General features: G+C 48.6%; 21 protein-coding genes and 1 other RNA gene. 13 read left to right on the plus strand and 9 right to left on the minus strand.

Annotated elements, in window-relative coordinates:
• The first annotated feature begins 2 nt into the window (after positions 1 to 2).
• From G5229_RS02065 to G5229_RS02110, 10 genes are all read left to right on the plus strand, one after another.
• Positions 3 to 1,625 carry a glycosyltransferase gene (locus G5229_RS02065; protein ID WP_421208253.1) on the plus strand — a complete coding sequence of 541 codons (1,623 nt, stop codon included), beginning with the start codon at positions 3 to 5 and terminating at the stop codon, positions 1,623 to 1,625.
• 14 nt (positions 1,626 to 1,639) lie between these two features.
• On the plus strand, positions 1,640 to 2,803 hold the full coding sequence (locus tag G5229_RS02070) for a hypothetical protein (RefSeq protein WP_421208255.1): 1,164 nt from the start codon (positions 1,640 to 1,642) through the stop codon (positions 2,801 to 2,803).
• Between the two features lie 60 nt (positions 2,804 to 2,863).
• Positions 2,864 to 4,672, plus strand: a complete 1,809-nt coding sequence (asnB, locus tag G5229_RS02075; protein ID WP_421208257.1) for an asparagine synthase (glutamine-hydrolyzing) — start codon at positions 2,864 to 2,866, stop codon at positions 4,670 to 4,672.
• A gap of 223 nt (positions 4,673 to 4,895) precedes the next feature.
• Positions 4,896 to 5,891 carry a hypothetical protein gene (locus G5229_RS02080; protein WP_216953979.1) on the plus strand — a complete coding sequence of 332 codons (996 nt, stop codon included), beginning with the start codon at positions 4,896 to 4,898 and terminating at the stop codon, positions 5,889 to 5,891.
• A 257-nt stretch (positions 5,892 to 6,148) separates the two neighbouring features.
• Entirely contained in the window at positions 6,149 to 7,738 is a 1,590-nt protein-coding gene (locus G5229_RS02085; RefSeq protein ID WP_227340777.1) for a hypothetical protein, read from the plus strand.
• Between the two features lies 1 nt (position 7,739).
• Positions 7,740 to 8,441, plus strand: coding sequence for a WbqC family protein (locus G5229_RS02090; protein ID WP_421208259.1), 702 nt, complete (start codon positions 7,740 to 7,742; stop codon positions 8,439 to 8,441).
• Positions 8,442 to 8,452: 11 nt separating this feature from the next.
• Entirely contained in the window at positions 8,453 to 9,406 is a 954-nt protein-coding gene (locus tag G5229_RS02095) for a radical SAM/SPASM domain-containing protein (RefSeq protein WP_216953974.1), read from the plus strand.
• Positions 9,403 to 10,542: a dTDP-4-amino-4,6-dideoxygalactose transaminase gene (gene rffA, locus G5229_RS02100; protein ID WP_216953973.1), complete on the plus strand. Its 1,140-nt coding sequence runs from the start codon at positions 9,403 to 9,405 to the stop codon at positions 10,540 to 10,542. Before G5229_RS02095 ends, rffA begins: the two co-directional genes overlap by 4 nt.
• A gap of 161 nt (positions 10,543 to 10,703) precedes the next feature.
• On the plus strand, positions 10,704 to 11,729 hold the full coding sequence (locus G5229_RS02105; RefSeq protein WP_216953972.1) for an NAD-dependent epimerase: 1,026 nt from the start codon (positions 10,704 to 10,706) through the stop codon (positions 11,727 to 11,729).
• A complete protein-coding gene (locus G5229_RS02110) occupies positions 11,729 to 12,895 on the plus strand; it encodes a nucleotide sugar dehydrogenase (RefSeq protein ID WP_216953971.1) in 1,167 nt (388 codons plus the stop codon). Before G5229_RS02105 ends, G5229_RS02110 begins: the two co-directional genes overlap by 1 nt.
• On the opposite strand, the gene pseC is transcribed toward G5229_RS02110, so the two are convergent.
• From pseC to suhB, 7 genes are all read right to left on the minus strand, one after another.
• Positions 12,892 to 14,013 carry a UDP-4-amino-4,6-dideoxy-N-acetyl-beta-L-altrosamine transaminase gene (pseC, locus tag G5229_RS02115; RefSeq protein WP_227340775.1) on the minus strand — a complete coding sequence of 374 codons (1,122 nt, stop codon included), beginning with the start codon at positions 14,011 to 14,013 and terminating at the stop codon, positions 12,892 to 12,894. The two genes, G5229_RS02110 and pseC, sit on opposite strands and share 4 nt — an antisense overlap.
• On the minus strand, positions 14,010 to 15,014 hold the full coding sequence (gene pseB, locus G5229_RS02120) for a UDP-N-acetylglucosamine 4,6-dehydratase (inverting) (RefSeq protein ID WP_227340774.1): 1,005 nt from the start codon (positions 15,012 to 15,014) through the stop codon (positions 14,010 to 14,012). The genes pseC and pseB overlap by 4 nt, the downstream gene beginning before the upstream one ends.
• 156 nt (positions 15,015 to 15,170) lie before the next feature.
• Positions 15,171 to 16,016 (minus strand): cobalamin-binding protein, encoded by an 846-nt coding sequence (locus G5229_RS02125; protein WP_421208261.1) that lies wholly within the window; start codon positions 16,014 to 16,016, stop codon positions 15,171 to 15,173.
• Positions 16,009 to 16,971 (minus strand): cobalamin biosynthesis protein CobD/CbiB, encoded by a 963-nt coding sequence (locus G5229_RS02130; RefSeq protein WP_216953966.1) that lies wholly within the window; start codon positions 16,969 to 16,971, stop codon positions 16,009 to 16,011. The genes G5229_RS02125 and G5229_RS02130 overlap by 8 nt, the downstream gene beginning before the upstream one ends.
• Positions 16,968 to 17,660, minus strand: a complete 693-nt coding sequence (mtnN, locus tag G5229_RS02135; protein WP_021230869.1) for a 5'-methylthioadenosine/S-adenosylhomocysteine nucleosidase — start codon at positions 17,658 to 17,660, stop codon at positions 16,968 to 16,970. The genes G5229_RS02130 and mtnN overlap by 4 nt, the downstream gene beginning before the upstream one ends.
• A 168-nt stretch (positions 17,661 to 17,828) precedes the next feature.
• Positions 17,829 to 18,761, minus strand: a complete 933-nt coding sequence (locus G5229_RS02140; protein ID WP_421208263.1) for a ZIP family metal transporter — start codon at positions 18,759 to 18,761, stop codon at positions 17,829 to 17,831.
• A 322-nt stretch (positions 18,762 to 19,083) separates the two neighbouring features.
• Positions 19,084 to 19,887: an inositol-1-monophosphatase gene (suhB, locus tag G5229_RS02145; protein WP_005352992.1), complete on the minus strand. Its 804-nt coding sequence runs from the start codon at positions 19,885 to 19,887 to the stop codon at positions 19,084 to 19,086.
• Between the two features lie 199 nt (positions 19,888 to 20,086).
• Here suhB and G5229_RS02150 point away from each other — a divergent pair, with 199 nt between their 5' ends.
• The 3 genes from G5229_RS02150 (at position 20,087) to emrD (ending at position 22,831) form a co-directional block, all read left to right on the plus strand.
• The gene (locus G5229_RS02150; protein ID WP_421208265.1) at positions 20,087 to 20,542 is read left to right on the plus strand and encodes a hypothetical protein; all 456 of its coding nucleotides are present in this window, start codon (positions 20,087 to 20,089) and stop codon (positions 20,540 to 20,542) included.
• Positions 20,543 to 20,710: 168 nt separating this feature from the next.
• A complete protein-coding gene (locus tag G5229_RS02155; protein ID WP_043819510.1) occupies positions 20,711 to 21,373 on the plus strand; it encodes a glutathione S-transferase family protein in 663 nt (220 codons plus the stop codon).
• Positions 21,374 to 21,634: 261 nt separating this feature from the next.
• A complete protein-coding gene (emrD, locus tag G5229_RS02160) occupies positions 21,635 to 22,831 on the plus strand; it encodes a multidrug efflux MFS transporter EmrD (RefSeq protein ID WP_421208267.1) in 1,197 nt (398 codons plus the stop codon).
• A gap of 165 nt (positions 22,832 to 22,996) precedes the next feature.
• Here the strand turns inward: emrD and ssrS are convergent.
• Both ssrS and zapA read right to left on the minus strand, forming a co-directional pair.
• Positions 22,997 to 23,178: non-coding RNA, 6S RNA (gene ssrS, locus G5229_RS02165), on the minus strand.
• A gap of 16 nt (positions 23,179 to 23,194) precedes the next feature.
• The gene (zapA, locus tag G5229_RS02170; protein WP_005333910.1) at positions 23,195 to 23,527 is read right to left on the minus strand and encodes a cell division protein ZapA; all 333 of its coding nucleotides are present in this window, start codon (positions 23,525 to 23,527) and stop codon (positions 23,195 to 23,197) included.
• Positions 23,528 to 23,632: the final 105 nt, after the last annotated feature.

Raw genomic sequence — 23,632 nt, forward strand, 5'->3', positions numbered from 1 at the left:
ACATGCTGGATCTGTCGATGAAACATGCCCTGCCTTTTGATGCGTTATTGCATCAGGAACTGCTGTCCGGGAAACGCAAGGCGATTGCCTGGGGGGTGGCGGGAAATCTTTATTATCATGTGCTCCAATCCCCTTATCCATTCGTCGCCATCATCGATGGTCTTAACGGTCCTCAAGTCGGTCAGTTCGCCTGTGGCATTCCGATTGTAGGGCCAGAACTGCTTAATAATTACCCAGTAGAGGAGGTGGTCATTGTCATCTTTTCAGATTTACAGCAATTCGGTGGGCAGATTATCGAGCAACTAGGTCATTATGGCGACTATCCCTATATCACTCCCTATGTTGAGGCAACCTGCCAGCCATCGGCGATGTTGCAGCAAAAGCTTGAGCGGTTGATCCGCGAGCGTCGAGCACATCGGCTGCCCCAAGTAGTGCAGCGTGTCGTGCTATATATCCACTCCTTGGTCAAAGGCGGTGCTGAGCGGCAGATGGTATTGCTGGCCATCGGATTGCGCCAGCAGGGATGGGAAGTGCATTTGATCTCGGTGAAGAATAAGGGGTTGGAGGTTAATCACTGGGAGGCGCTTTTGCGTACTCATGGTGTAGAGCTCTACTTCGTGCCTTCTGCCCGTGAGTGCTGGCCGAACTTGGAGCAGGAGGAAAATAGCTACCAGTTGGCTAATCAATTGGCACCCTTCTTTGAGCCCGGACTGCTTCACGGCATTCTCACTGCCTATGACTATATGCAACGTGTTCAGCCCAAACTGGTTATCGCCTATCTAGAAGACGGTAATGTCATTGCTTCTATGGCCGCAATTTTCGCGGGAGTAGAACAGATCATTATCTCTGGAAGGAGTGTTGCACCCTCAGAGTTTCCTGAATACCTGGCCGTTTATGATGAGTCGAGGTTGGCAGCTTACTATCGTCTGATGACCGAGTTGCCAGGAATCGTTTTGAGTGTTAACTCCATGGCAGGGGCGCAGTCGTATGCTCGCTGGCTAAATTTGCCTGAATCGAGCATCCCCGTAGTGAAAAATGCGGTCATGGCCAAGCGGGTTGAGGGACAAGAGCCTTTACAGCAGTTAGATATTCATTTATCGGCCCCAATATTGATGGGGATAATGCGACTGTCTCCGGAAAAGTCCCCATGTCGCTTTATAGAGGTTGTCGCTTCTGTCATTGCCAAACTTCCTCAAACCCATGCAATTTTAATCGGTGATGGACCATTGCGCTCAGAGGTCCTTGCTTGCATTGCGCAGCAGCCGTGCCGCGATAACATTCATGTCGTGGGTGTGAAAGATAATATTTTTGAATGGTTAAGTTGTGCCAGCCTGCTCATTTCCACCTCCAGTCATGAGGGAATGTCTAATGTTATTTTGGAAGCACAGGCACTTGGTTGTCCTGTTGTAGCGACAGATATTCCAGGAAATAGAGAAACTGTACTGACAGAGTTTTCTTGTGACTTGATTCCCTATGGGGAATGGGGTTTGATGGTTGAAAAGATAGTGTCATTATTAATGGGGAGTGGAGAGAAAACATCAGTTGGTTTGGTGGAAAAGATGAATGAGCATTATTCACCACGTATACTTGCTGAAAAAACACTGGCACTGACTAATAAAAAATAAATCGGAGACGGAATATGGATGTTATCTTGTTCGGTGCTGGTGAAGTTTGTGATTCATTTATAAAAAGACTTCCTAAACGATTTTCAATATTGGCTATTGCTGATAATAACGAAAATTTACATGGTCAGTTTAAGGGTGAGCTTCCTATTATCTCTCCTGATGAAATTCATCTATATAAGCCAAGTTTTATTATTCTCTCTTGTCTTCAGAGGCATGTCTCAGATATCTGTGCTCAACTCGTCAAATTGGGGTTGGATGATTTATATTTACCCTTTCCTTATGATGAGGAAAGTGAAAAAAAAGATCGAGAGAAGCAGGAAGTGAAAGGGCTAATTGGACGTGAGCTCGTGGATGAGATAATAGGAAGTAAAAACACCAGTGGCAGTGTTTTTTATCACATATCACTTGGTAATAATTTCGAGAAATGCCGTAAACAATATATTTCAAAGCCGGTAAATCGATTTTTACATATAGGTTCTGGTCATTCCCTTGGGGTGGAGATATATAGTCTATTACGATGGGGAGGTGAGTGGACCGCGATCGAGCCATTCCCGGGACTAAGCGGGAAATATCCTTTCAATGATCATGTTTCAATGATTAAAGATTTAATGGGGCTTTTCAATGTCCCATGTAAGGTAAATGATGACATTGTATTTAATGATGATGTTGAATTATTCCATCTTCATGATCATCATGGCACTAGACTAAATTACTTTCCTGAGATAAAGCTTGAAGATTTCAATGATGATGAAAAATATGATGTATGCTATTCGTGTGCCGTAATGGAGCATGTTGTAGATATTAATTCATTCGTAGCCAAGACATTTGAGCTATTAGCATCAGGTGGTTTTGCTTTTCACTGGATTGACCTCCGAGACCACCGGGATTTTTCACGACCACTTGATTTCCTGACAATAGGCAAGTCAGAGTGGCGTGACCATTATGGTGATGCTGGCCACTTTTTACATGGTAATCAGCTGCGTTATAGTGATTATCGACAGATATTTTTACAATGTGGCTTCAGGATTGTTGCTGAAGATAAATATATGAAGAATGATAGAGAGCATATTCAGGAAGTCTCTGTCGATTTCGCAGATGAGTATGCATCACTGGGATGGGAGGATTTGGAAATCGCTGGTGTGCTATTCGTTCTGGAAAAACCATCGCATGATAGTTGATTATTCTATGATGTCTCATGCGTGACATCATGTGTTGGCTTACCTTTAGGGAGTTATAAAATGTGCGGTATAGCCGGAATAATGAGTATTCATGGTCAACATGATCCTGCGTGGTTGAAACAGCAGGCTAATAGAATGGCGGAGGCGATGACCTATCGAGGGCCTGACGACCGGGGTCTTTGGGAGTCGGATGACGGACGCTGTGTTCTGGCACATTGTCGATTGAGTATTCTGGATGTATCGCCTGCCGGGCATCAACCAATGCATGATGCACAGCAACGAGCCTGTATCGTATTTAATGGGGAGATCTACAACCATCTTCAGTTGGTGGGGCGTCTTAAAGACGCCGGCATATCATTTACTGGCCATTCTGATACCGAGGTATTGGTCAATGGCCTGGTACGGGAAGGTGCTGACTTTCTGACCCGGCTCGAGGGGATGTTTGCACTTGCCTACTATGACCGTGAGCGCAGGGAGTTGCTGCTGGCGCGTGATCCGTTTGGCGAGAAGCCACTCTATTATGCCGAGTTTGACGGTTTGTTGGTCTTTGCCTCCGAGCTGGCGGCTTTGACCCTGGTGCCAGGATTCCCTGCCCGCATTACGGTTGATACAGTCGCCCATTATCTGGCTTTCCAGCACCCCGTCGGGGAACGCACCCTGTATCAACACGCCAGAAAGTTGCTGCCGGGGCACTTGATGCGTGCCGTGACAGGGGCTGTCTCACAGGCAGAGCGTTACTTCCACTTTATCTGTGCCGGTGACCATATGCCGTCACGCCCGCTGGAGGAGCAGGTTGACCAGCTTGAGGATCTGTTGCTGCGTTCTTTATCGCGCCGCTTGGTCGCCGATGTGCCGGTGGGGGCTTTTCTCTCCGGTGGTGTCGACTCCTCGACGGCGGTGGCCCTGATCACCCGTCGTTTGCAACGGCCGATCCGCACCTTCTCCATCGGTTTTGAACAGGCGCCGGAGAGCGAACATGAGGAGGCTCGGGCTTTTGCCGATTTCCTCGGAACCGAACACACTGAGCAACTGCTGCGTCCCGAGGCTTTTGTTGAACAGGTTGGTGATCTGGCGCGGCGCATGGATGAGCCCAATGCTGATACTTCCTGTGTGCCAACTTATATGGTCTCGCAGCTTGCTCGTCAGCAGGTCACCGTCGCGATTACGGGTGACGGGGGGGATGAGCTGTTTGGCGGTTATGGCCGTTACCTGCAGACACTGGTCGCCGCCGAGGGCAGAGAGCAACAGATGCAGGCGCGTAGCTGGCATCTTGGGCGGGAGTACTACTCTGGTCGCATCTTGCTGTATGCCGATCGCCAGTTGGAACAGTTGTTCGGTCGCATTCCGTCCGGTACTGGTGATCACTTGATGGCGCTGCGCAGGCGTATCGATATGGATAGCCGCCCGTATCTTAATCGCCTTCGTGAGGCCGATATTGCCAATTATCTGCCGTTGGTATTGGCCAAGGTAGATCGAATGAGCATGCTGCACAGCCTTGAGTGCCGCACGCCCTACCTGTCGACCGAAGTAGCTCAGTTTGCCGCAGGTTTGGCACAGTCAGAGCTGATTGCACAAGGACAGGGTAAGTTCCTGTTGCGCCAGTTGGCCAAACGCTACTTGCCGGCGGAATGGATCGACAGGCCGAAAAAGGGTTTCAGCATAGATCCGTTCAATCAACAGGCCAAACAGAGTGCGATTACGCAACTGCGTCAGCAGGCCTCTTCAGGCCAGCTCTGTCTGCATCAGTTTATCGCTCCCGACCGGTTGCGGATGTTGCTGGATAACCAGTTTGACGGTATGACCTTCTATCATGTTTGGGGTTTATTGGTGCTTGAGATCTGGTTGCAGTCCCATGAGTTCAATTTGTGAGATAACGCTTTGGGCTAAAAGTTATTAAATAATATTAATTATAATGACCGAGCCCACTATTATGAATATATTTTATGGCTATATAATAAAGGCGAAGAATTTTTGAAGTTTATAACTGCGGTTGAAATTATAGCCTTGTTTACATTGTTTGTGAAATATAATTCATTCGTGAATTGATAAGTCTTTCTTATAACTTCATATTATATGTTACGGGAGTTCTGTGATGGGTATGACGCCAGCTATGTTTAATAAAATGAAGAATCACTTTCCTGAAAACTTTAATTCGATAATTGAGTTAGGGTGCCAGCAGTTTTATTCATTAAACTCGGCAGAGATAATTGATGAAGAATTAAAGAATTATCAGGATGGTGATTTTACAAAATCTATGTATGAAAACCTAGGTTTAAAATATGATTCTGTGGATGTTTATGATGGGACAATATTTTGCGATTTTAATAGTCAGATGCTCGAGTTATCTCATCAGTATGATGTGGTAACTAATCTTGGAACTAGTGAACATGTTTTTAATCAATATAATGTTTTTGCGTCAATACATAACATTACAAAGAAAAATGGATTAATGATTCATTGTTTGCCTATGAAGCATTCCCCACATGGACTTTTTACATATAATGTTGATTTTTTCATTTCACTTTGTTTTTCAAACAACTATGAAGTCGTTGAGTTAGTATTTGGTTGGAGAGGTACTGATGGTGAGTATACATTTGGCTCATTGTCAGACGTCGTTGAGCATCAGACAACTGAACAATATGCTTTCCTAGTGGCTAGAAAATGTCTGGAAGATAAATTTGTTTCTCCGCAGCAGATAATATATAACCCTTTGATTTCTATTGATAAAGTGATAGCGTTGTGCTCTGATGACATCTATTTGTTGAGCCAAGTTGTTCAATATCCTTTCACGGATAATGTTCTAAATCATACGCTCATCTTCGATGAGGTAAGCAATAGTTATTCTGAAGTACTTCTATATGGTGCTGGTCATATCGGACAGGCCATTTTAAAATTTTCCAAGCACAGGAAAAAAATTAATATTATTGTTGATGAACACTCGCATGCTATGAATGACTTCAAGGTTAACACGTTGGGGGATTTAGATGCTATTAATTCACCAGTCTATATAGCATCGGATTTCTATCGAGAGGAAATTAGACGTGCTTTATTGATGAAATTTGATGGGAGAGTTGTTTTTTTAAACTGATAAATAGCTATAGATATTATAAGTTATTTTATTACTTTCCTTTTGTTTTTAGTCTCCAATTTTTTATGAATTACTCTTTAAATTTATCCTTTGATTCTTCCTTGACGAACCAGTTCGAGCTAGTGTATTGATTTTTAGAGATTCCTATATGTTATAGATTGTTCATTTTTTGAAAAAAAGGTATTAATCGCATCAGTTATTATTTAAGGCTGGGAATTTTATTCGGCGTATTGTTAACACAGGGTTGTGGGGGCGGCGTGAACATTGTTGTTTTTGATTTCAATAAGAGTGTCGGTGGTGCGGAGACATTTAACTGTAGATTTATTGACTATCTTGTTGGATTAGGTGATTCCGTTGCCGTAGTTGGATACGAGGACTCTGCACTTTTTGGGCTATTGGATAACAAGAGTGTAAAGATAAAAAAGTATATCATTCCAGAAATGGATGATTTCTTTGTTTCTATTTCAAATCAATCGTATCTGGGGGCACTTGGACAGAAAATTATTGATGATTTTTTTGGGGAAGATATATATGTTCTCGCTTCATATTTTGAAGTTTTGCATAGGGCTATGCATGTCTTCAATGGAAATAAAAGAGTTCATATATTGACTGGGATGTTGCATCCAGAAGCTTGGAGTATCTGGGAGCCAGGGATTGGATTTAACGCATCTCGTGCATTCAAACCAAAGTTAATTAATGAAACTTGGCACTACCAGCGCCAATTATTATTAAAGTTGGATCGAGCACATGCAATCTGGTATCCCAATGACATATATCGTAAATATAATTCTGAGTATTTTTCTGTTCCACTTAATCATCACTCATCTGCCACTGTTCCTGTTGAGCCCGTAACACAAAAGATACGGTACAATATTTCTGCTCCAGAAGAGTTTATGAAGGTGCTCTGGCTCGGGAGATTTGACTTTTTCAAGAATGAAAGCATCTTGAGTTTTATTGACAGCTTGAATGTTGTTCTTAACAATAAACCTCAGCTGCATATACTTTTTGATTTGATAGGATATGGATATGCTCTCTATGAGGATGAAGTTGAATCATATAAAAAGCTTGCGCATGAACGCCTTGAAATTCGTATCTTAGGAAAGAGAAATGAATCTGATATATACAGCCTAATTGAATCTGAAAAATATCATTTCGGTGTTGCAATGGGCTCCTCAGCATATCATCTTGCAATGATCGGATTACCTGTGATTGCCATAGACTCTTGTGTTAAAGGATACCGTCGTCTAGTGAAAGGGGTGTGGCTTGATGAAGCTTCAGACGAGTTTGATGAAGGCTCAAGTCTTTATCTCTCGCTAATTGGGGAGTCTTCCCCACAGCGAAATGATATTCATGTTATGCTTGAAGATGTATTCCAATATGGTTTTCTCGAAAATAAATCAAGAAGCTGCTGCAACTATGTTGAACAGTTTCATAATATTGACGTTATTTTGCCGAAAATCAGAGGTTTTTTACTTGAAAGTTCATTTTCAGAGAAATTTACGTATCGATTTAAACGAAATTTGCCAGATGAGTTTTACTATCGATTTGGAAGAAAAAGAAATATTAAAATAGCTATTTTTGGCACTGGCTCTGGCGCAAAAAAATTCTATGGAAAACTTCATTCTGACCTTGTTTTTTCTGACAGGGAAATAAAGGTGAAGTGTTTTTTTGATAATGACGATAGTAAATTTGGTGCTATATTTTGTAATGCCCCAATAGAAAAATTTACACTGGAGGCCACCAATGAACTTGATGTGGTTATTATTGCTTCTGATTACTGGCCCGAGATTAAAGCACAGATGATTTCATGTGGTTTAACACGTTCAAAAATATTAAGAGCATACTAACTTGCATAAAAAGATAGCAATCATTCAATCTAATTATATTCCTTGGATAGGCTACTTTGATATTATAAACAGGGTGGACGAATTTATATTTCTTGATTCTGTCCAGTATACAACAAGAGATTGGCGTAACCGCAATAGGATTATGACCACACAGGGTGCTGTATGGTTAACAATACCCGTATGTCATGTTGATAGAAATCAGAAAATATCATCCACAAAAGTTGTCGATAATCTATGGTGTCAGAAGCATTTTGCTATAATTAAAGAGCGATACAAAAAGGCGCTTTTTTTTGATAGATATATAGATGAAATTAAATCATGGTATGAAGATGCACGTGAATTTGAGTATATCTCTGATATAAATGTCATGTTTATTAAAAAAATCATGCATTTATTAGGGATCACCACCCCCATCTTTACGGATAGTCATTACTTGAATGGGGTGGGATTTAGCGATGCAACGGAAAGACTGATCGTCATTGCTGAAAGAGCTGATGCAAGTATTTATTTTTCTGGGCCGGCGGCAAAAAATTATTTAGATATCGGGCGCTTTGAAGAAAGGGGGATCGGTGTTGCCTGGATGGAATATCCTGAATATGCTCGCTATCCCCAGAACGGACCTGGTTTTGATTGCCGCGTCAGTATTATCGATGCTTTATTATGTGCTGGCGGTGATTTTGTTCATAGCGAACTAAATTATTAGTAGGAGGACTCATGGCTAAATATGGTTTCTATGATCGACTGTCATCGGAGTTTCCATCACAGGTCATTGTAGATATTGCTGAAATTTGTAATTTAAGATGCATACATTGTCCACACCCTCAATTTAAAGAGTCTGAACATTATTCCGCAAGATTGTTAGACCCTGAACTAAACAAGAAGCTGATCGATGATATAAGAGACAATAGCGACGGACATTGCCAGTATATACGATATACCAGCAATGGTGAGCCACTTATGCATCCACATGCACATGAAATGATCCAGTATGCTGTCGAGCATAGTGGCACGTTTGTCACGTTAACCACTAATGGTACAGTTCTTAATGAGAAAAAACTAAAACAGTTATTAGAAAGTGGCCTTCATATGATTGATGTCAGCATTGATGCCTTTAACGATGAGACTTATGCGAAGATTCGTGGCGGGCGTCTTGAGCAAGTGCGACGTAATATAATTAGAATGATCGAACATATCAAGACAGGGCAATACAGAACTCGTATTGTTGTGAGTTTTATTCGTCAGGCAGGAAATGAAGATGAGGTAGATGATTTTTCTCTTTTTTGGAAAAATCAGGGAGCTGATGAAGTGCTGATCAGGAATTTACATTCGGCGGCAGGTATGTTGGCTCAAGGGGAAGCTCATTCCCATGAGTCAAGGCGCCCATGCTTATATCCATGGGAGCGTTTGACCCTGGATCCAAAAGGTGAGCTTTCTTTTTGCCCGACAGATTGGGCGTATGCATCCAGTTTCATTGATTACAGGAAGACAACGCTAAAAACTGCTTGGCAGGGAGCATTTTTAAACGAACTGCGAGAGGCTCATCTTAATAACGATTTCAAATGCCATACTTTTTGTGGGCAATGTCCTGATTGGAGACTGACAACATGGCCTGATTCAGGAAGAAGTTATGCAAATCTTGTCAGTGACATTAAGGTTATTATGAAATGAAATCATATCGCAATTGGATACCATATAATCGCCCCAATAATATTGGCCATATCACTGAAAGTGATGGAGAATGTTTAGGTATCGGTGTTAATAAAAAAAAATGTGAGGAACTATTACACGATATATATAATGCAAGGCGAGTTTTTTTAACGCCATCCTGTAGTGCATCTTTGGAGATGGCAGCTTTAGCTATGGATTTGCAGCCAGGGGATGAGGTAATACTGCCAAGCTTTACATTTGTTACCTCTGCAAGTGCTTTTGCCTTAAGGGGCGCAAAATTAGTATTTGTCGATATCAGGCCAGACACTTTGAATATAAATGAGCAGCTTATTGAAGAGGCTATTACAGTTAGAACGAAAGCCGTAGTGGTTGTTCACTATGCCGGTGTTGCATCAGAAATGTCTTCTATAGTCGATATATGCAATCGCTATAATCTTGTATTGGTTGAAGATGCTGCACAAAGTATCATGTCAACATATAAAGGACGGCCACTTGGTTCAATTGGTCAATTTGGCTGCGTCAGCTTTCATCATACTAAAAATATTCATGCCGGTGGTGAGGGCGGGGCTTTTTTAGTAAACGAAGATAAGTACCATGGTATATGTGAAATCATTCAGGAGAAAGGAACTGATCGTTCAAGGTTTTTGCGTGGAGAGGTTGATAGATATACATGGCAAATTTTATCATCTAGTTATGTAATGTCAGAGGTTCAAGCTGTAGTCTTATTGCAGCAATTACAAAACGCGAGAGAAATTACGAATGCTAGATTAAAAAAATGGCTTTTTTATCATACATGTTTATCTGAGTTGGCTAATGCTGGAGTGCTCACACTTCCTGCCGTTCCGGCACATGTTGAGCATAATGCTCATATATATCATATAAGAACAAGATCCCCTGACGAACAACAGGGATTATTTAAATTCATGCGCAATCTTAATGTGGAAGTTACCTCACACTTTGTACCTCTGCATTCTAGTCCGGCTGGTATTCGATATGGTAGATTTCATGGCGATGATATAAATACCACAGCGGTTTCTAGAATGCTGTTACGTTTACCTTTACATGCAAGCCTGACTGAGTCGGAGCAAGTATTCATTATTGATGCGGTCAGACACTTTTTTGTAGTCAATAATTAAAGCTAATCATAAATTTAAATGAATTAGATGCATTTTATTAATGATCTTATAAATATTCATAAGCTATAATATTTGTAATATACATATGGATATTGGCACTCAGTAAGATAATGATTTCACCTTAGCGTATAACCAAAAGCAATTTTTAACAGGTATGTCGTATGAAATATTTTGTAACTGGTGCAGCGGGATTTATCGGTGCGAAGGTGTGCGAACTACTGTGCTTGAAAGGGTATCAGGTTATAGGTATTGATAACCTAAATGATTACTATGAGGTATCTCTTAAATTAAGTAGACTTGAACAGTTAACTCCATTTTCTAACTTCAAGTTTGTAAAAATGGATGTCTCTGATAGAAAATCTATCCTGACTCTCTTTTCCAAAGAGAAGTTTGACAGAGTAATTCATCTTGCCGCTCAAGCCGGTGTTCGCCATTCAATGGAATCTCCCTTTTCTTATATTGATAGCAACGTAGACGGATTTTTGACAATTCTGGAAGGTTGTCGTCATCATCATATTGAGCATCTTGTTTATGCATCTTCTAGCTCCGTATATGGAATGAATGAGGAAATGCCATTTAGAGTGAGTGAACCCACTGACCATCCTATTTCGTTATATGCAGCGACAAAAAAAATGAATGAGCTGATGGCGCACACATATTCTCATTTGTATGGTATCCCAACCACAGGATTGCGTTTTTTCACAGTTTATGGCCCGTGGGGACGGCCGGATATGGCATTATTTAAATTTACTAAATGTATGCTGTCTGGACAGCCAATAGATGTATATAACAATGGTCTGTTAAGCCGAGATTTCACATATATAGATGACATTGCTGAAGGTGTGATCCGGGTAGCGGACGTGATACCGGTTGAAAATTCTGCCTGGCGTTGCGCAACTGGTTCTCCAGCTGATAGCAGTGCCCCTTATCGTGTATTTAACATTGGTAATGGTAGGCCGATTAAAATAGTTGATTTTATTCAATCTCTCGAGCAAGCGCTGGGGGTTAAAGCTATAAAAAATATGATGCCCATGCAGTCGGGTGATGTTTATGCGACATGGGCGGATACTGAGGATTTATTTGCTACTATTTCATATCGCCCATCAATGAAGATAGAACAGGGCATACAGAATTTTGTTGAATGGTATCGCTCTTATTATCAATTTTTGGATGTGAAGGTTCAATAATGAAAATTGCCGTTGTCGGTATAGGTTACGTAGGTTTGTCTAATGCAATATTGTTAGCTCAGAACCATCATGTTGTTGCATTTGATGTTAATCCAGAAAAAGTGTCCATGATTAACAGGCGACAATCTCCAATTATTGATTCTGATATCGATCTGTTCTTTAAACAACGGACTTTGGATCTTACCGCAACCTTGAATAAATCAACCGCTTACCAACATGCTGACTATATTATAATTGCGACGCCCACTAATTATGATCCTGATACAAATTGCTTTGATACTGCGTCGGTAGAGTCAGTTATTTTTGATATTATGGAAATTAATCCTGAGGCAGTAATTGTAATCAAGTCTACTGTTCCTGTTGGTTTTACCTCTAAAATGCGGATGACTCATAATTACGAGAATATTTTCTTTTCCCCCGAGTTTTTACGTGAAGGGAGAGCATTATATGATAACCTTTATCCATCACGTGTTATAGTCGGGGCAACAAGTGAATATGCACGAACATTTTCTAGACTTATGATTGATGGGGCAATAGAAAAAAATGTGCCAGTCATTTTTACTGAAAGTACGGAAGCAGAGGCTGTAAAATTATTTGCTAACACATATCTGGCGATGCGAATCGCATTTTTTAATGAGTTGGATACATATGCCCAAAAAAATAATCTAGAAACAAAGGATATTATTGATGGTGTTTGCCTGGACCCTCGTATTGGCCACTATTACAACAATCCATCTTTTGGTTATGGAGGTTATTGTCTGCCAAAAGACACCAAGCAGCTTCTGGCAAATTTCAACCAAGTGCCCAGCAACCTGATTAGAGCTATTGTTGATGCTAATACAACGAGAAAAGATTTTATTGCCGATACAGTTATCGCGACTAATCCTAAACGAGTAGGTATTTATCGACTAGTTATGAAGGCTGGTTCGGATAATTTTAGAGCATCGGCAATACAGGGAGTCATGAAAAGAATCAAGGCGAAGGGTATTGAGGTTGTTGTTTATGAGCCATCCTTAATGGAACCTTATTTCTTTAGGTCAAAAGTCATCACTGAAGTATCCGTATTTAAAGGTATGTGTGACATTATACTTGCCAACCGAATGAGTCCTGATTTAGCCGATGTGATTGATAAGGTCTATACACGAGACATTTTTGGCTACGACTAAAGCAGACTGCATATTTTCAATTGCTGTGCTTTTGTCAAACCAGGAAAGAGTGGCAAGGTCATTGCGCCTGCGTAAAATTGCTCAGTAGAGGGCAGGGTAGTATGAGTCCACTTTTGATACCAAGGTTGTTTGTAAATAGGTATATAGTGCACGTTGGCGCCGATATCCTGTGCACGTACTTTTTGGAAGAGCGCACAGCGTTGTTCAGGGGCTACATGGTGAACATAGAGATGGAAGGCACTACGCCGCTCGGTGTTGAAATGACGAGGTAGCTGGTGTGGTGCCAGTCTTTCGAAGTAGTACTGGGCAATCTCGTTACGCGTGTGAATCCATGTCTCCAGATTGGCCATCTGGCTCAACCCCAGCGCAGCCTGAATGTCGGTCATGCGGTAGTTGAAGCCGAGCATCTGCTGCTCATAGTACCAAGGGCCGTCCGGCTCATTGATAAAGTCTTCCGGTTCACGGGTGATGCCATGGCTGCGGAGCATGCGCATCATCTTGGCAAGCGCAGGGTCGTTGGTCATGGCCATGCCACCCTCGCCAGTGGTGATGATCTTCACCGGGTGGAAGCTGAATACTGTGATGTCGCTATAGCGGCCATTGCCGGTAGGCTCACCATGATAACGGGCACCAAGGGCGTGGCAGGCATCTTCGATGATCTTGAAACCGTACTTTTGTCCCAGGCGGTGGATCTCCTGCATGTCGCAGGGGAGGCCGGCAAAGTGCACCGGTATGACTACTTTGGGTAGCTTTCCTTCCGCCTTGGCTGCAATCAGCTTCCTCTCCAGCTCCAAAGCGCACATGTTACCGGTATCTGGTTCAATATCGACAAAATCGACTTGTGCACCGCAGTAGAGAGCACAGTTGGCGGATGCAACAAAGCTGATGGGGGATGTCCAGACCCAGTCGCCGGGGCCAACGCCAAGTGCCAGACAGGCTACATGGAGTGCTGCGGTACCTGAATTGACTGCCACCCCGAATTTGGCTCCACAGTAATCGGCTACTGCTTGCTCGAAGCGGGGGACTACGGGTCCCTGGGTCAGGAAGTCGGACTTGAGAACGTCCACAACAGCATCGATATCTGCCTGGCTGATGGATTGGCGGCCATAAGGGATCATTCAGTTCTCCCCTTTTGGTTCATTTTCAAAAGCTGTTCAATGGTAAAAAAGTGAGGGTTGCTGCGAGAGTTATATTCGAAGCCCTGTTCTACCATTTTTCCTTTTTCGCCCGCCGCTGTTTTGGAGAAATCGTTGTTGCGATTATTGAAGTTGATGGTTGGACCAATCACGAAGAAGTCATCAAACTCGAAGGTGTGATAAGAGTCATCGGCAGGACACATCACTTCATGGAGCTTTTCTCCCGGGCGAATGCCGATGATCTTGTGTGGCAGGTGAGGGGCCATGGCGCTGGCGAGCTCGGTAATTCGGACGGATGGCAACTTGGGAACAAATATTTCCCCCCCCTTCATCCGCCCAAAATTGTCCAGGACAAAATCAACCCCTTGCTGCAAGGTGATCCAGAAACGCGTCATCTCCTCATGGGTGATGGGTAACGCATCCGCCCCCTGGTCAATCAGCTTTTGGAAGAAGGGGACGACAGAGCCGCGAGAACCCACCACGTTACCGTAACGAACCACTGCAAAACGGGTGGGATCCTGCCCCGCGATGTTGTTTGCTGCCACGAAGAGCTTGTCTGATGCCAGTTTGGTGGCACCGTAGAGATTGATTGGATTGGCAGCTTTGTCAGTGGAGAGGGCAATAACTTTTTTGACTTGATTGAGCAAAGCGGCCTGGATCACGTTCTCTGCACCATGGATATTGGTTTTAATACACTCCATGGGGTTGTATTCAGCGGCTGGAACCTGTTTCAGTGCTGCTGCATGAACCACGTAATCGACGCCACGCATTGCCATGGTAAGCCGGTTGGCGTCTCGGACATCACCGATAAAATAGCGCATGCAGGGGTCGTTAAACTCCTGCTGCATCTCGAACTGTTTCAGTTCGTCACGAGAATAGATGATGAGCCGTTTCGGCTTATAACGTTCCAGTACTGTCTTGACCAATCGTTGGCCAAACGAGCCGGTGCCACCTGTGATCAGTAGCGTTTTATCGTTGAACATTGTGGGCATCTCGTCATAAAAACAGTAGATGAATCATATGCTAGCAAATAAAGTACCAGCTTTTTTGGCAAAGAGTGTGATCCATTCACAAAAACAGTTTTAAAGATTTGGGCGCACCCAGACCACCTCGGATTGGCTCGCATCAGTAGAGCTTTATCAAGATGTGCTGGAGCTCTGCGCGCTTAGCTGAATAGCCTGGCAAACCTCTTCAACCCCATTGAGGGCTCTCGGGGTGAAGCGGTGTAGTTCATCCGAGTTGATCAAATCGAGTCGCTGGTGCTGCACCGCATCGAGATTGGGCCACTTTTGCCAGTGATTCAGGGCGTCAGGATCTTGACTCCCCGCCAGGATCAGCGCGGGGTTCGCTTTGATCACCTGTTCCATGTCCACTTGAGGGTAGGGGGTCTTGGCATTTGCCATGACGTTGACCCCGCCGCAGAGTTCGATGGCCTGAGCCGGCCAGGCATTGCCACTGACGCTGGTGAGCGGTGGGTACCAGAGCTGGTAGAACACCTTGACGCCGGTTGATTGTCCATAACGCTGTTGCAGCTCATGCAGGCGCGCCAGATAGCGATCGGCGGCCTCGTTGGCACTCTTTTCCACACCCAGCAATTTGCCCAGGGCCCGCATCTCGGTGGCCAGCGAGGCAAAATCGGTAGGCTCAGAGTAGAAAACCGGGATCCCGATCTGTGCCAGTGGGGCCAGCATCCGTGATTGAGCCGAGCGCCAGCCGAGGATGAGATCCGGCTTTTGCGCCAGCAGCGCCTCGACATTGATGCTGCGATAATTGGCCACCTTGGGCTTGGTTTTCACCTCGGCGGGATAGTCTGAGGCATCGTCGATGGCAACCAGCTTGTCGCCGGCGCCAATCTCGTAGAGCAATTCGGTCAGGTGAGGAACAACACTCACCACCCGGGTTGGCGTGGCGGCCTGTAGGACACCGGGCAACCAGGCCAGCAGCACGCAGGGCAGCCAGATCGGCAATCGCAGCCATCTATCCATGAAATAACCCCGCTATCGTGACAACCAGCGCCAGTATCAACCAGCCCCAGCCGCATCCTTGCAGAATGTTGAGCACCTTGCGCGGAGTCTCGCTATCTGGCTCAGCACCTGTGCCGATGACTGGCCAGCGCTGGAGAGCCCCCTGATAGTAGCGAGGGCCACCAAGGCGGATCCGGCACTTATCTACCAGCAGGGTGAGCAGCATCCCCATGACTGGATAGGGCCAGAGCGCGCCACTTCGCACCAGCTGTGCGGCCTGTTTGAGCCGCGGTAGCAGGAGCGGTAGCCCCAGTAGCAGGATGGTGGGAGCATTGAGCCCCTGATAGAGGGTACTGGAGGCTCGGCCAAAATAGCCAAACGCGGGATCCTTCATGCTCCAGCCCTGGCTCATCAGCTGCACCAGCCGCCAGAGCAAGGCGCCCTGTACGCCAGCCAAGGCAAATCCCAGCAGCGGGCCAGCCCATTGGCCGACCAGACGCAGGGCGCAGCTCTCCGTCACTGCTTTGGCGAGCCCCATGGTCGAGAGTTTGCCGGTCTCCCGCTTAAGCCAGGGGGCAGACTGCAATCTCGCCAGCGGCAGGGTCTCCTGGGTGGCGAGCGAGCGGGTGGCATGGGAGAGTTCGCGCAGCGGACGGGATTCGAGCATCAGCAGCAAGAACAGCAGGTCGAAGAGCGGCTCGCTCAGGGCCAGATTGCGAAGCGACCAGAGCCCGGTTGCGCAGGGGAGCCAGACTACCAGCATTGCCAGCAGGCCGGCCTGCATTTGCTGGCCGGGTGAACCATCGGGTCTGTGTACCTTGTGCCCCAGCCGGGTCAGCAGGGGCGTGACGGCCGAAAGACGCAGATGGGATGGCCACGGGATCACCGCCTCCAGCAGGGCAGCACCTACCAGAATGGCCGCCGTCGTCGAGAGGAGGGCGTCGGCCATCAAATCAAGCGAGCCGGTCTCGATCACAGCTTGCCGAGCATCTTGATGATCACTTCGGCGGAGTGCTTGCCGGCCACTTCGATAAAGGCATCGAAGGATTCAACCTGTTCCTTGCCAGCGATATCGGACATGGCGCGCACCACCAGATAGGGCACTTTGAACATGTGGCACACCTGACCGATGGCGGCACCTTCCATCTCGACCGCCAGCATCTGCGGGAAGTCGGCGCGAGCCTTGGCGATGGCGTCCGGTTTGCACATGAACTGATCGCCGGTGCAGATTAGGCCGACCTTGGTCTGGTGCTTGCCCTGCTCGGCGATGCAATCCTGAGCGACCGCGATGAGCTTCTCGTCGCAGGGGAAGGCGGCAGGTTGTTGCGCCATCTGGCCCATCTCGTAACCAAAGGCGGTCACGTCGACATCGTGGAAACGCATCTCGCTGGCGATCACCACATCACCGATATGCAGGTCCTGGGCAAAGCCGCCCGCAGAGCCGGTATTGATGACGCAGTCGGGGGCAAACTTTTCCAGCAGCAGGCTGGTGGCCACGCTGGCGGCGACCTTACCGATACCGGAGCGGGTCAGGATCACCTCTTTGCCTGCCAGCTCCCCTTGATAGAACTCGCAGCCGCCCAGTTGCAGGGTGGTGGGGTTGCTCATCTGGCTGCGCAGCAGGGCCACTTCTTGCTCCATGGCGCCGATAATACCTACTTTCATTGCTGACCTCGTCTTGATAGCCGTGTGGCTGAATTTAAGTTGCTGTAGATCATAACAAAAGATGGCGTCGGCGCCGAGAGGCACAAGCGAAAGGAGAGATGAAGCGCGGCGCTCCATATGGGAGCGCCGCAGGTGACAAAAAGCATTGATGAGGAGGGGAGAGTGCCTTTAGCCGAGCGCAGTATCGAGGGTCATCATCAGGGCAAAGCCTGCCATCAGACCGAGGGTGGCATAGGTCTGGTGACCGTTGCGGTGAGTCTCCGGGATCACCTCGTGCGAGACCACAAACAGCATGGCGCCGGCGGCGAGCCCAAGTCCGATGGGGTAGGCGATGGCAAGGCCACTGGAGAGCCCCACTCCGAGCAGGGCGCCAACCGGTTCGAGCAGGCCGCTGGCGATGGCAACCAGCACCGCGACAGAGGGGCGAAAACCGGCGGCGCACATGGCCAGCGCCACCGCCAATCCTTCCGGAATATCCTGTAGTGCGATGGCAGTGGTAAGCGGCAGCCCCACCGACATATCCCCCTGCGAGAAGCTCACCCCGATGGCCATCCCCTCCGGCAGGTTGTGCAGGGCGATGGCAAAGACGAACAGCCAGACCCGGGAGCAGCTCTCGTGGCCGGGGCCGCAGGGGCCGGTTTTGTCATGCTCGTGCGGGGTGAACTGATCCAGCCCCAGCATCAACAGCACCCCGAGGGTCATGCCGACAACCACCACGGCGGCGGCGCTAAAGCCGTTGCCGGTGATCCTCTCGGCAGCCTCTAGCCCCGGCAGCAGCAGGGAGAAGGCGCTGGCCGCCAGCATCATGCCTGCGGCAAAGCCGAGCATGGTGTCCTCCACTTTTTGCGGTACCGAGCGTAGAAACAGAGCGGGCAGGGCGCCGATGGCGGTGGCGGCAAACCCGGCGGCACCACCTATCAGGCCATAGCGCACGCCGCTGGTCACCTCGCCGGTAGCGAGCATGATGAGACTCTGCAACAGCAGCAACAAGACGGCAGCCAGCGCGATAAAGAGGCCGAGAGCAGTGAGCGGGCGGCTTTGCATCTGGCTGCGCAGTTGCTGTGACCAGGATAACGGAGGAAGAGCTGAGAGATGGTCCATGGCATGACCTCAAGGTGTGCAAAGTGGATGGTGGCATTACATCGATTCGGCCGCCCCTTGTCCATGTCTGCAGGGCGATTGCCGCTATCTGAAAATCTGGAAAGAGTTTATCCAGGCAACCACATGGGAACTCTTATCGGTAGCCAAAGGCGGGGGGCAAGAGGGGTTGTCTGCAAATGGCTGAAGTGGATGTTGAGAGGCAAGTGGGGATGCATCGCGAACTCTTTTAAATCAGCTGTAGATGTCTGCCTTGGTGTTCGGATAACAGATACAAGAAAACCGGCTTGCGCCGGTTTTGTTATCTGTCTGCTCGAAGGCTGGCTTATTTCGCCAGGGACTCCGGCAGCTCTTCACGGATCTTGCCGAGCATCTCTTTCAGGACACGCGGGTTGGCAACCACGATGTTGCCGGAGTTTTCGTAGTTGTGACCACCTACGAAGTCGGTGACGATGGCGCCAGCTTCTTTGGCCAGCAGTTCACCGGCAGCGGTGTCCCAGGGCTTGAGGCCGATTTCCCAGAAACCGTCGACGCGACCGGCAGCCACGTAGGCCAGATCCAGTGCGGCAGAGCCGGAGCGACGGATGTCGGCACATTCGATGAACATGCTCTGGAACATCTTCAGGTAGGACTCGATGTGGTGCTTTTGCTTGTAGGGGAAACCGGTCGCCAGCACGGTGCCAGCCAGCTCTTTGGCTTTGCCGACACGAATGCGGTAGCCGTTCAGCTGGGCGCCGCTACCACGGGTAGCAGTAAACAGCTCGTCACGGATGGGATCGTAAACAACGGCTTGTTCAGTCTTGCCCTTGACACGCAGGGCGATGGAGACGGCAAAGTGCGGAATGCCTTTGACCAGGTTGGTCGTGCCATCCAGTGGGTCAATGATCCATTGATAGTCCGGATTGGTACCGGCAATCTCACCAGACTCTTCAGCAACAATGCTGTGCTCCGGGTAAGATTTTTTGATGGTGTGAATGATGGCCGCTTCGGCTTCACGGTCAACGTTGGTCACGAAGTCATTGCTGCCTTTTTGGATAGCCTCAATGTTCTCGGGCTGGGAGAAGGCTTTTACTACAACTTGACCGGCGTTGCGCGCAGCGCGCACGGCGATATTCAGCATCGGATGCATAGGTTCACCACTGGATGTTAAAGAACGGGGGATAACAGGACGCGGTATGATACCAGTATTTTGTGCGATGGCAACTGTTATCCCCCTACGACTAATTGATTGCGACTGCCAGATCTGACGGCTCCAATATAGACCAGATCTGCGCTAGTCTTATCCCAGCAGCCGGATACAGGCTGTCATGAGCATAGGGATATGAGCCATGAATTTGTCATTAGTGAGTCAGAACGTGTCAGCAGCCAGCGAGGGACTGTTGGCCATCTTGCGGTCATCACCCGAGTATGGTGATCACTTTGCCCACATCACCGTGATCCCCCTGGCCCAGTGGCAACCGGCCAAGACGGAGGCGGCGATCCTGCTGATCGACGGCGATGCGCCCTGGCAGGATGCCGGATTTGCCCGGGGAGAGGATGAGACGATCGGTTTGCCGGTCTTGCCGCTGCTGATCCGTAAGGGAGACAAGGAGCTGACGGTCTGCGGGCCGGATGTGCGTGACCCCCGTTTCTATTTTGTCTCAAACGGCATCGTGCTGGATGAGTCGGAGCTGGCCGAGCCTGCCTGCAGCCGGGTGCTGTTGCGCAAGCTGGAGTCCTACTTCCCGCTGCTTTCCCGCCTGATCATGCTGCGCCAGCGCAAGCCGGTCGCCGTGATTAACTAATATCTACTATTGCCAGAGAGCACCAGCGGCGCACCGTGGCCTTGTTTGGCCTACGGTGCGCCGCTTTTTAATGGTCTGGAGCCGGTCACTTGTTGCAAGATGAGGCGGCTATGGTGTTGCACCCAGTTCCAACCGTGCAATCTGGCTATGACCAACAAGGAGTGAATCATGATCGACTTTTATACCGCCGCAACCCCCAATGGCTTCAAGGTGGCCATTGCACTGGAAGAGCTGGGATTGCCCTATCGGGTCATTCCTCTCGATCTCTCGGCACTGGATCAGAAGAAGCCCGAGTTTCTCGCCATCAACCCCAACGGCCGCATTCCGGCCATCGTCGATCGGGATAATGACGATTTTGCCGTATTCGAGTCGGGTGCCATCCTTATCTATCTGGCGGAGAAAACGGGCAAATTGTTGCCGGCGGACCCCAAACGCCGCTCTCAGGCCATTCAGTGGTTGATGTTCCAGATGGGCGGGGTAGGGCCCATGATGGGGCAGGCCAATGTCTTCTATCGCTACTTCCCCGAAAAGATCCCCGCCGCCATCGAACGCTACCAGAAGGAGGGGCGCCGCCTGTTCGAGGTGCTCGACAGCCATCTGGCCCATCACGAATATCTAGCGGACGAGTACAGCATCGCCGATATCGCCACCTGGCCCTGGGTGCGGATTTATGACTGGAGCGGCATCTCCATCGAAGGGTTACCCCATCTGCAAGCCTGGATGGATCGGATGGCCGAGAAGCCTGCCTGCCAGAAGGGGATCACCATACCACCGCGCAAAGAGCAGCCGGATGAGCTGATCAAGCAGGCACAACAGATGGTAACACGTTGATTTTGAACCGCAGACGGGGCGTATTGCCCCGTAATATTAGAAAAACTAAGGCAAGCCGATTATAAAGATTCGTTCGTTTTCTGTGAGCTGAATCACTATGATGCCCCCATACCACCAAGCGTCCTGTGCGGTGGTCTGGCGGGCTCCCCGCCTACTGTTTCCAACACTGTTTTTGATTGCATCACAGCCTCTGTGATCAGATTCCTCTGGGCCATTTTGTGCCAGAGGGCGGCAGCATTTTTTCGATTTTTTGGGACTGATATGGATCGGCACAGTTTTTATCCGTTGTTTTTACTGACCATTCTGATGGTCGCTGTGGGCCAGATGACCCAGACCCTCTATGTCCCCTCCATTCCCATGATGGCGGGGGACTTCAATGTGGCCTCGGGCCAGTTGCAGGCGGTGATGGCCTGTTACCTGATCCCCTATGGCCTCTCCCAGTTTGTCTACGGGCCGCTGTCGGATCGCATCGGTCGTCGTCCGGTGCTGATCGTCGGCATGATGGTGTTTCTGGTAGGCACCCTGATCATTCAGGTCATCCCCCATTTTGCCGCCTTGCTGGTGGGCAGCTTTATTCAGGGGCTGGGTACCGGTGCCGGTGGCGCCATGAGCCGTACCGTGATGCGCGATCGCTACAACGGCGCCGAGCTCAACCGCGCCAACAGTCTGGTCAGCATGGGGGTGATCTTCTCCCCGCTGCTGGCACCGGTGCTGGGTGGCTGGCTGACCGAGCTGTTCAACTGGCGTGCCGGTTACTGGTTCCTGTTCGGTTTTGGTGCCGTAGCTACCCTGGCGATCATGGCCTGGTTTGGTGAGACGCTGCCTGCTGCTGCCCGTCAGCCGCTGCGCGTCGGTGCTGCCTATCGCCATGTACTGGGCAACCCCAAGTTTCAGGGCAACCTGCTCTGCCTGATGGCGACTTTTGCGGGACTGGCAGTATTTGAAGCGGCGGCCGGTGTGCTGCTCGGCGATGTGCTGAAACTGAGTGCCCGTACCGTGAGCGTGCTGTTCGTGCTGCCGCTGCCCGGCTATCTGTTCGGTGCCTGGCTCTCTGCCAAGCTGAGCTTCCGTTTGACTCAGGGCAAACTGATGCGCCTTGGCATCGCCTTTCTGGCGCTCGGCTCCCTCATCATTCTGGTGCCGGGGCTGTTCGGGGTGGTGAGTGCCTCCTCGCTGGTCGGTGGTGCGGCTGTCTACTTCATTGGTAGCGGTATTCTCTACCCGACCGCCACTTCCTGTGCCATCGAGCCCTTCCCGGGTCAGGCCGGTACCGCGGGTGCCATTCTCGGCGGGATGCAGAATCTGGGTGCCGGTGTGGTGACCCTGCTGGCGGCCGGTTTCCCGATGACCGGTCAGGTGACTCTGGGTGCCATCATGACCCTGATGGTGCTGATCGTGGCGCTGAGTTTTGTCTGGTTACGCCACCATGGCTCCCCCCACGAGCAGATGGCAATTTGATCTGCCGCTCTCTTTGCATCTGGAGCAAGCCCACCCTCAGCGGTGGGCTTTGTTTTATCCGGAGAACGGGCTAGGAGATCGCATTAGCTTGATGTAGTGATCGATGTTGTGAGGTTAATTCCGGAAAAGAAAAAACCCGTCACGCTGGTGACGGGCTTTTGCTGTTGGTACCCCGAGATGCCGTTGCCGGTTTGGGCCCTTGAACCGTCGGTTCAAGGCGGGGATCGGATCTGACCGCAGGCTTCTCGGTCGTGCCGAGCATGCGCAATAGCCAGAAGGCAGATCCCCTGTTTGGTATGAATATCGGCTCGGGGACTTGAACCGGCTGACAAACATCCCAGGGAATTTTAAAACGGTTTGCGATTAGGGCTGCTGCCCCTCTTCGCTGGAATCACCATATTGTCCGTGCTCGATCAGGGCCGCTTCGATGGTGCGCTGCAGCATCTTGATCCGCTTGTCCATGGTCTCAGAGTATTGGTGGTTCTTCTCTTTTTCAAGGCAGAGCTCATGACAGAAATTGAGCGCCGCCATGATAGCCAATTGCTCGTTGCTGGAGACTTTGGAACGTTGACGCAGGTCGATCAACTTGTCGGTCAGCTGCTCGGCGGCCTGGCGCAGGGCATCCTGCTGTCCCAAGGGACAGGATACCTTGTAGGGACGTCCCAAAATGACGATTTCTACGGCCTCTGTGCTCATGCCTTCCTCAATACGGCGGAGCTGATTTCCGCCTTTATCCACGTGGACAACTGGGCGGGACTATATAGCGCAGATGCATAAGTTTCAAGGCCTTGCTGGCTCTGC

The sequence above is a fragment of the Aeromonas sp. 602396 genome (assembly GCF_049173735.1).
Taxonomy (GTDB): Bacteria; Pseudomonadota; Gammaproteobacteria; order Enterobacterales; family Aeromonadaceae; genus Aeromonas; species Aeromonas veronii_A.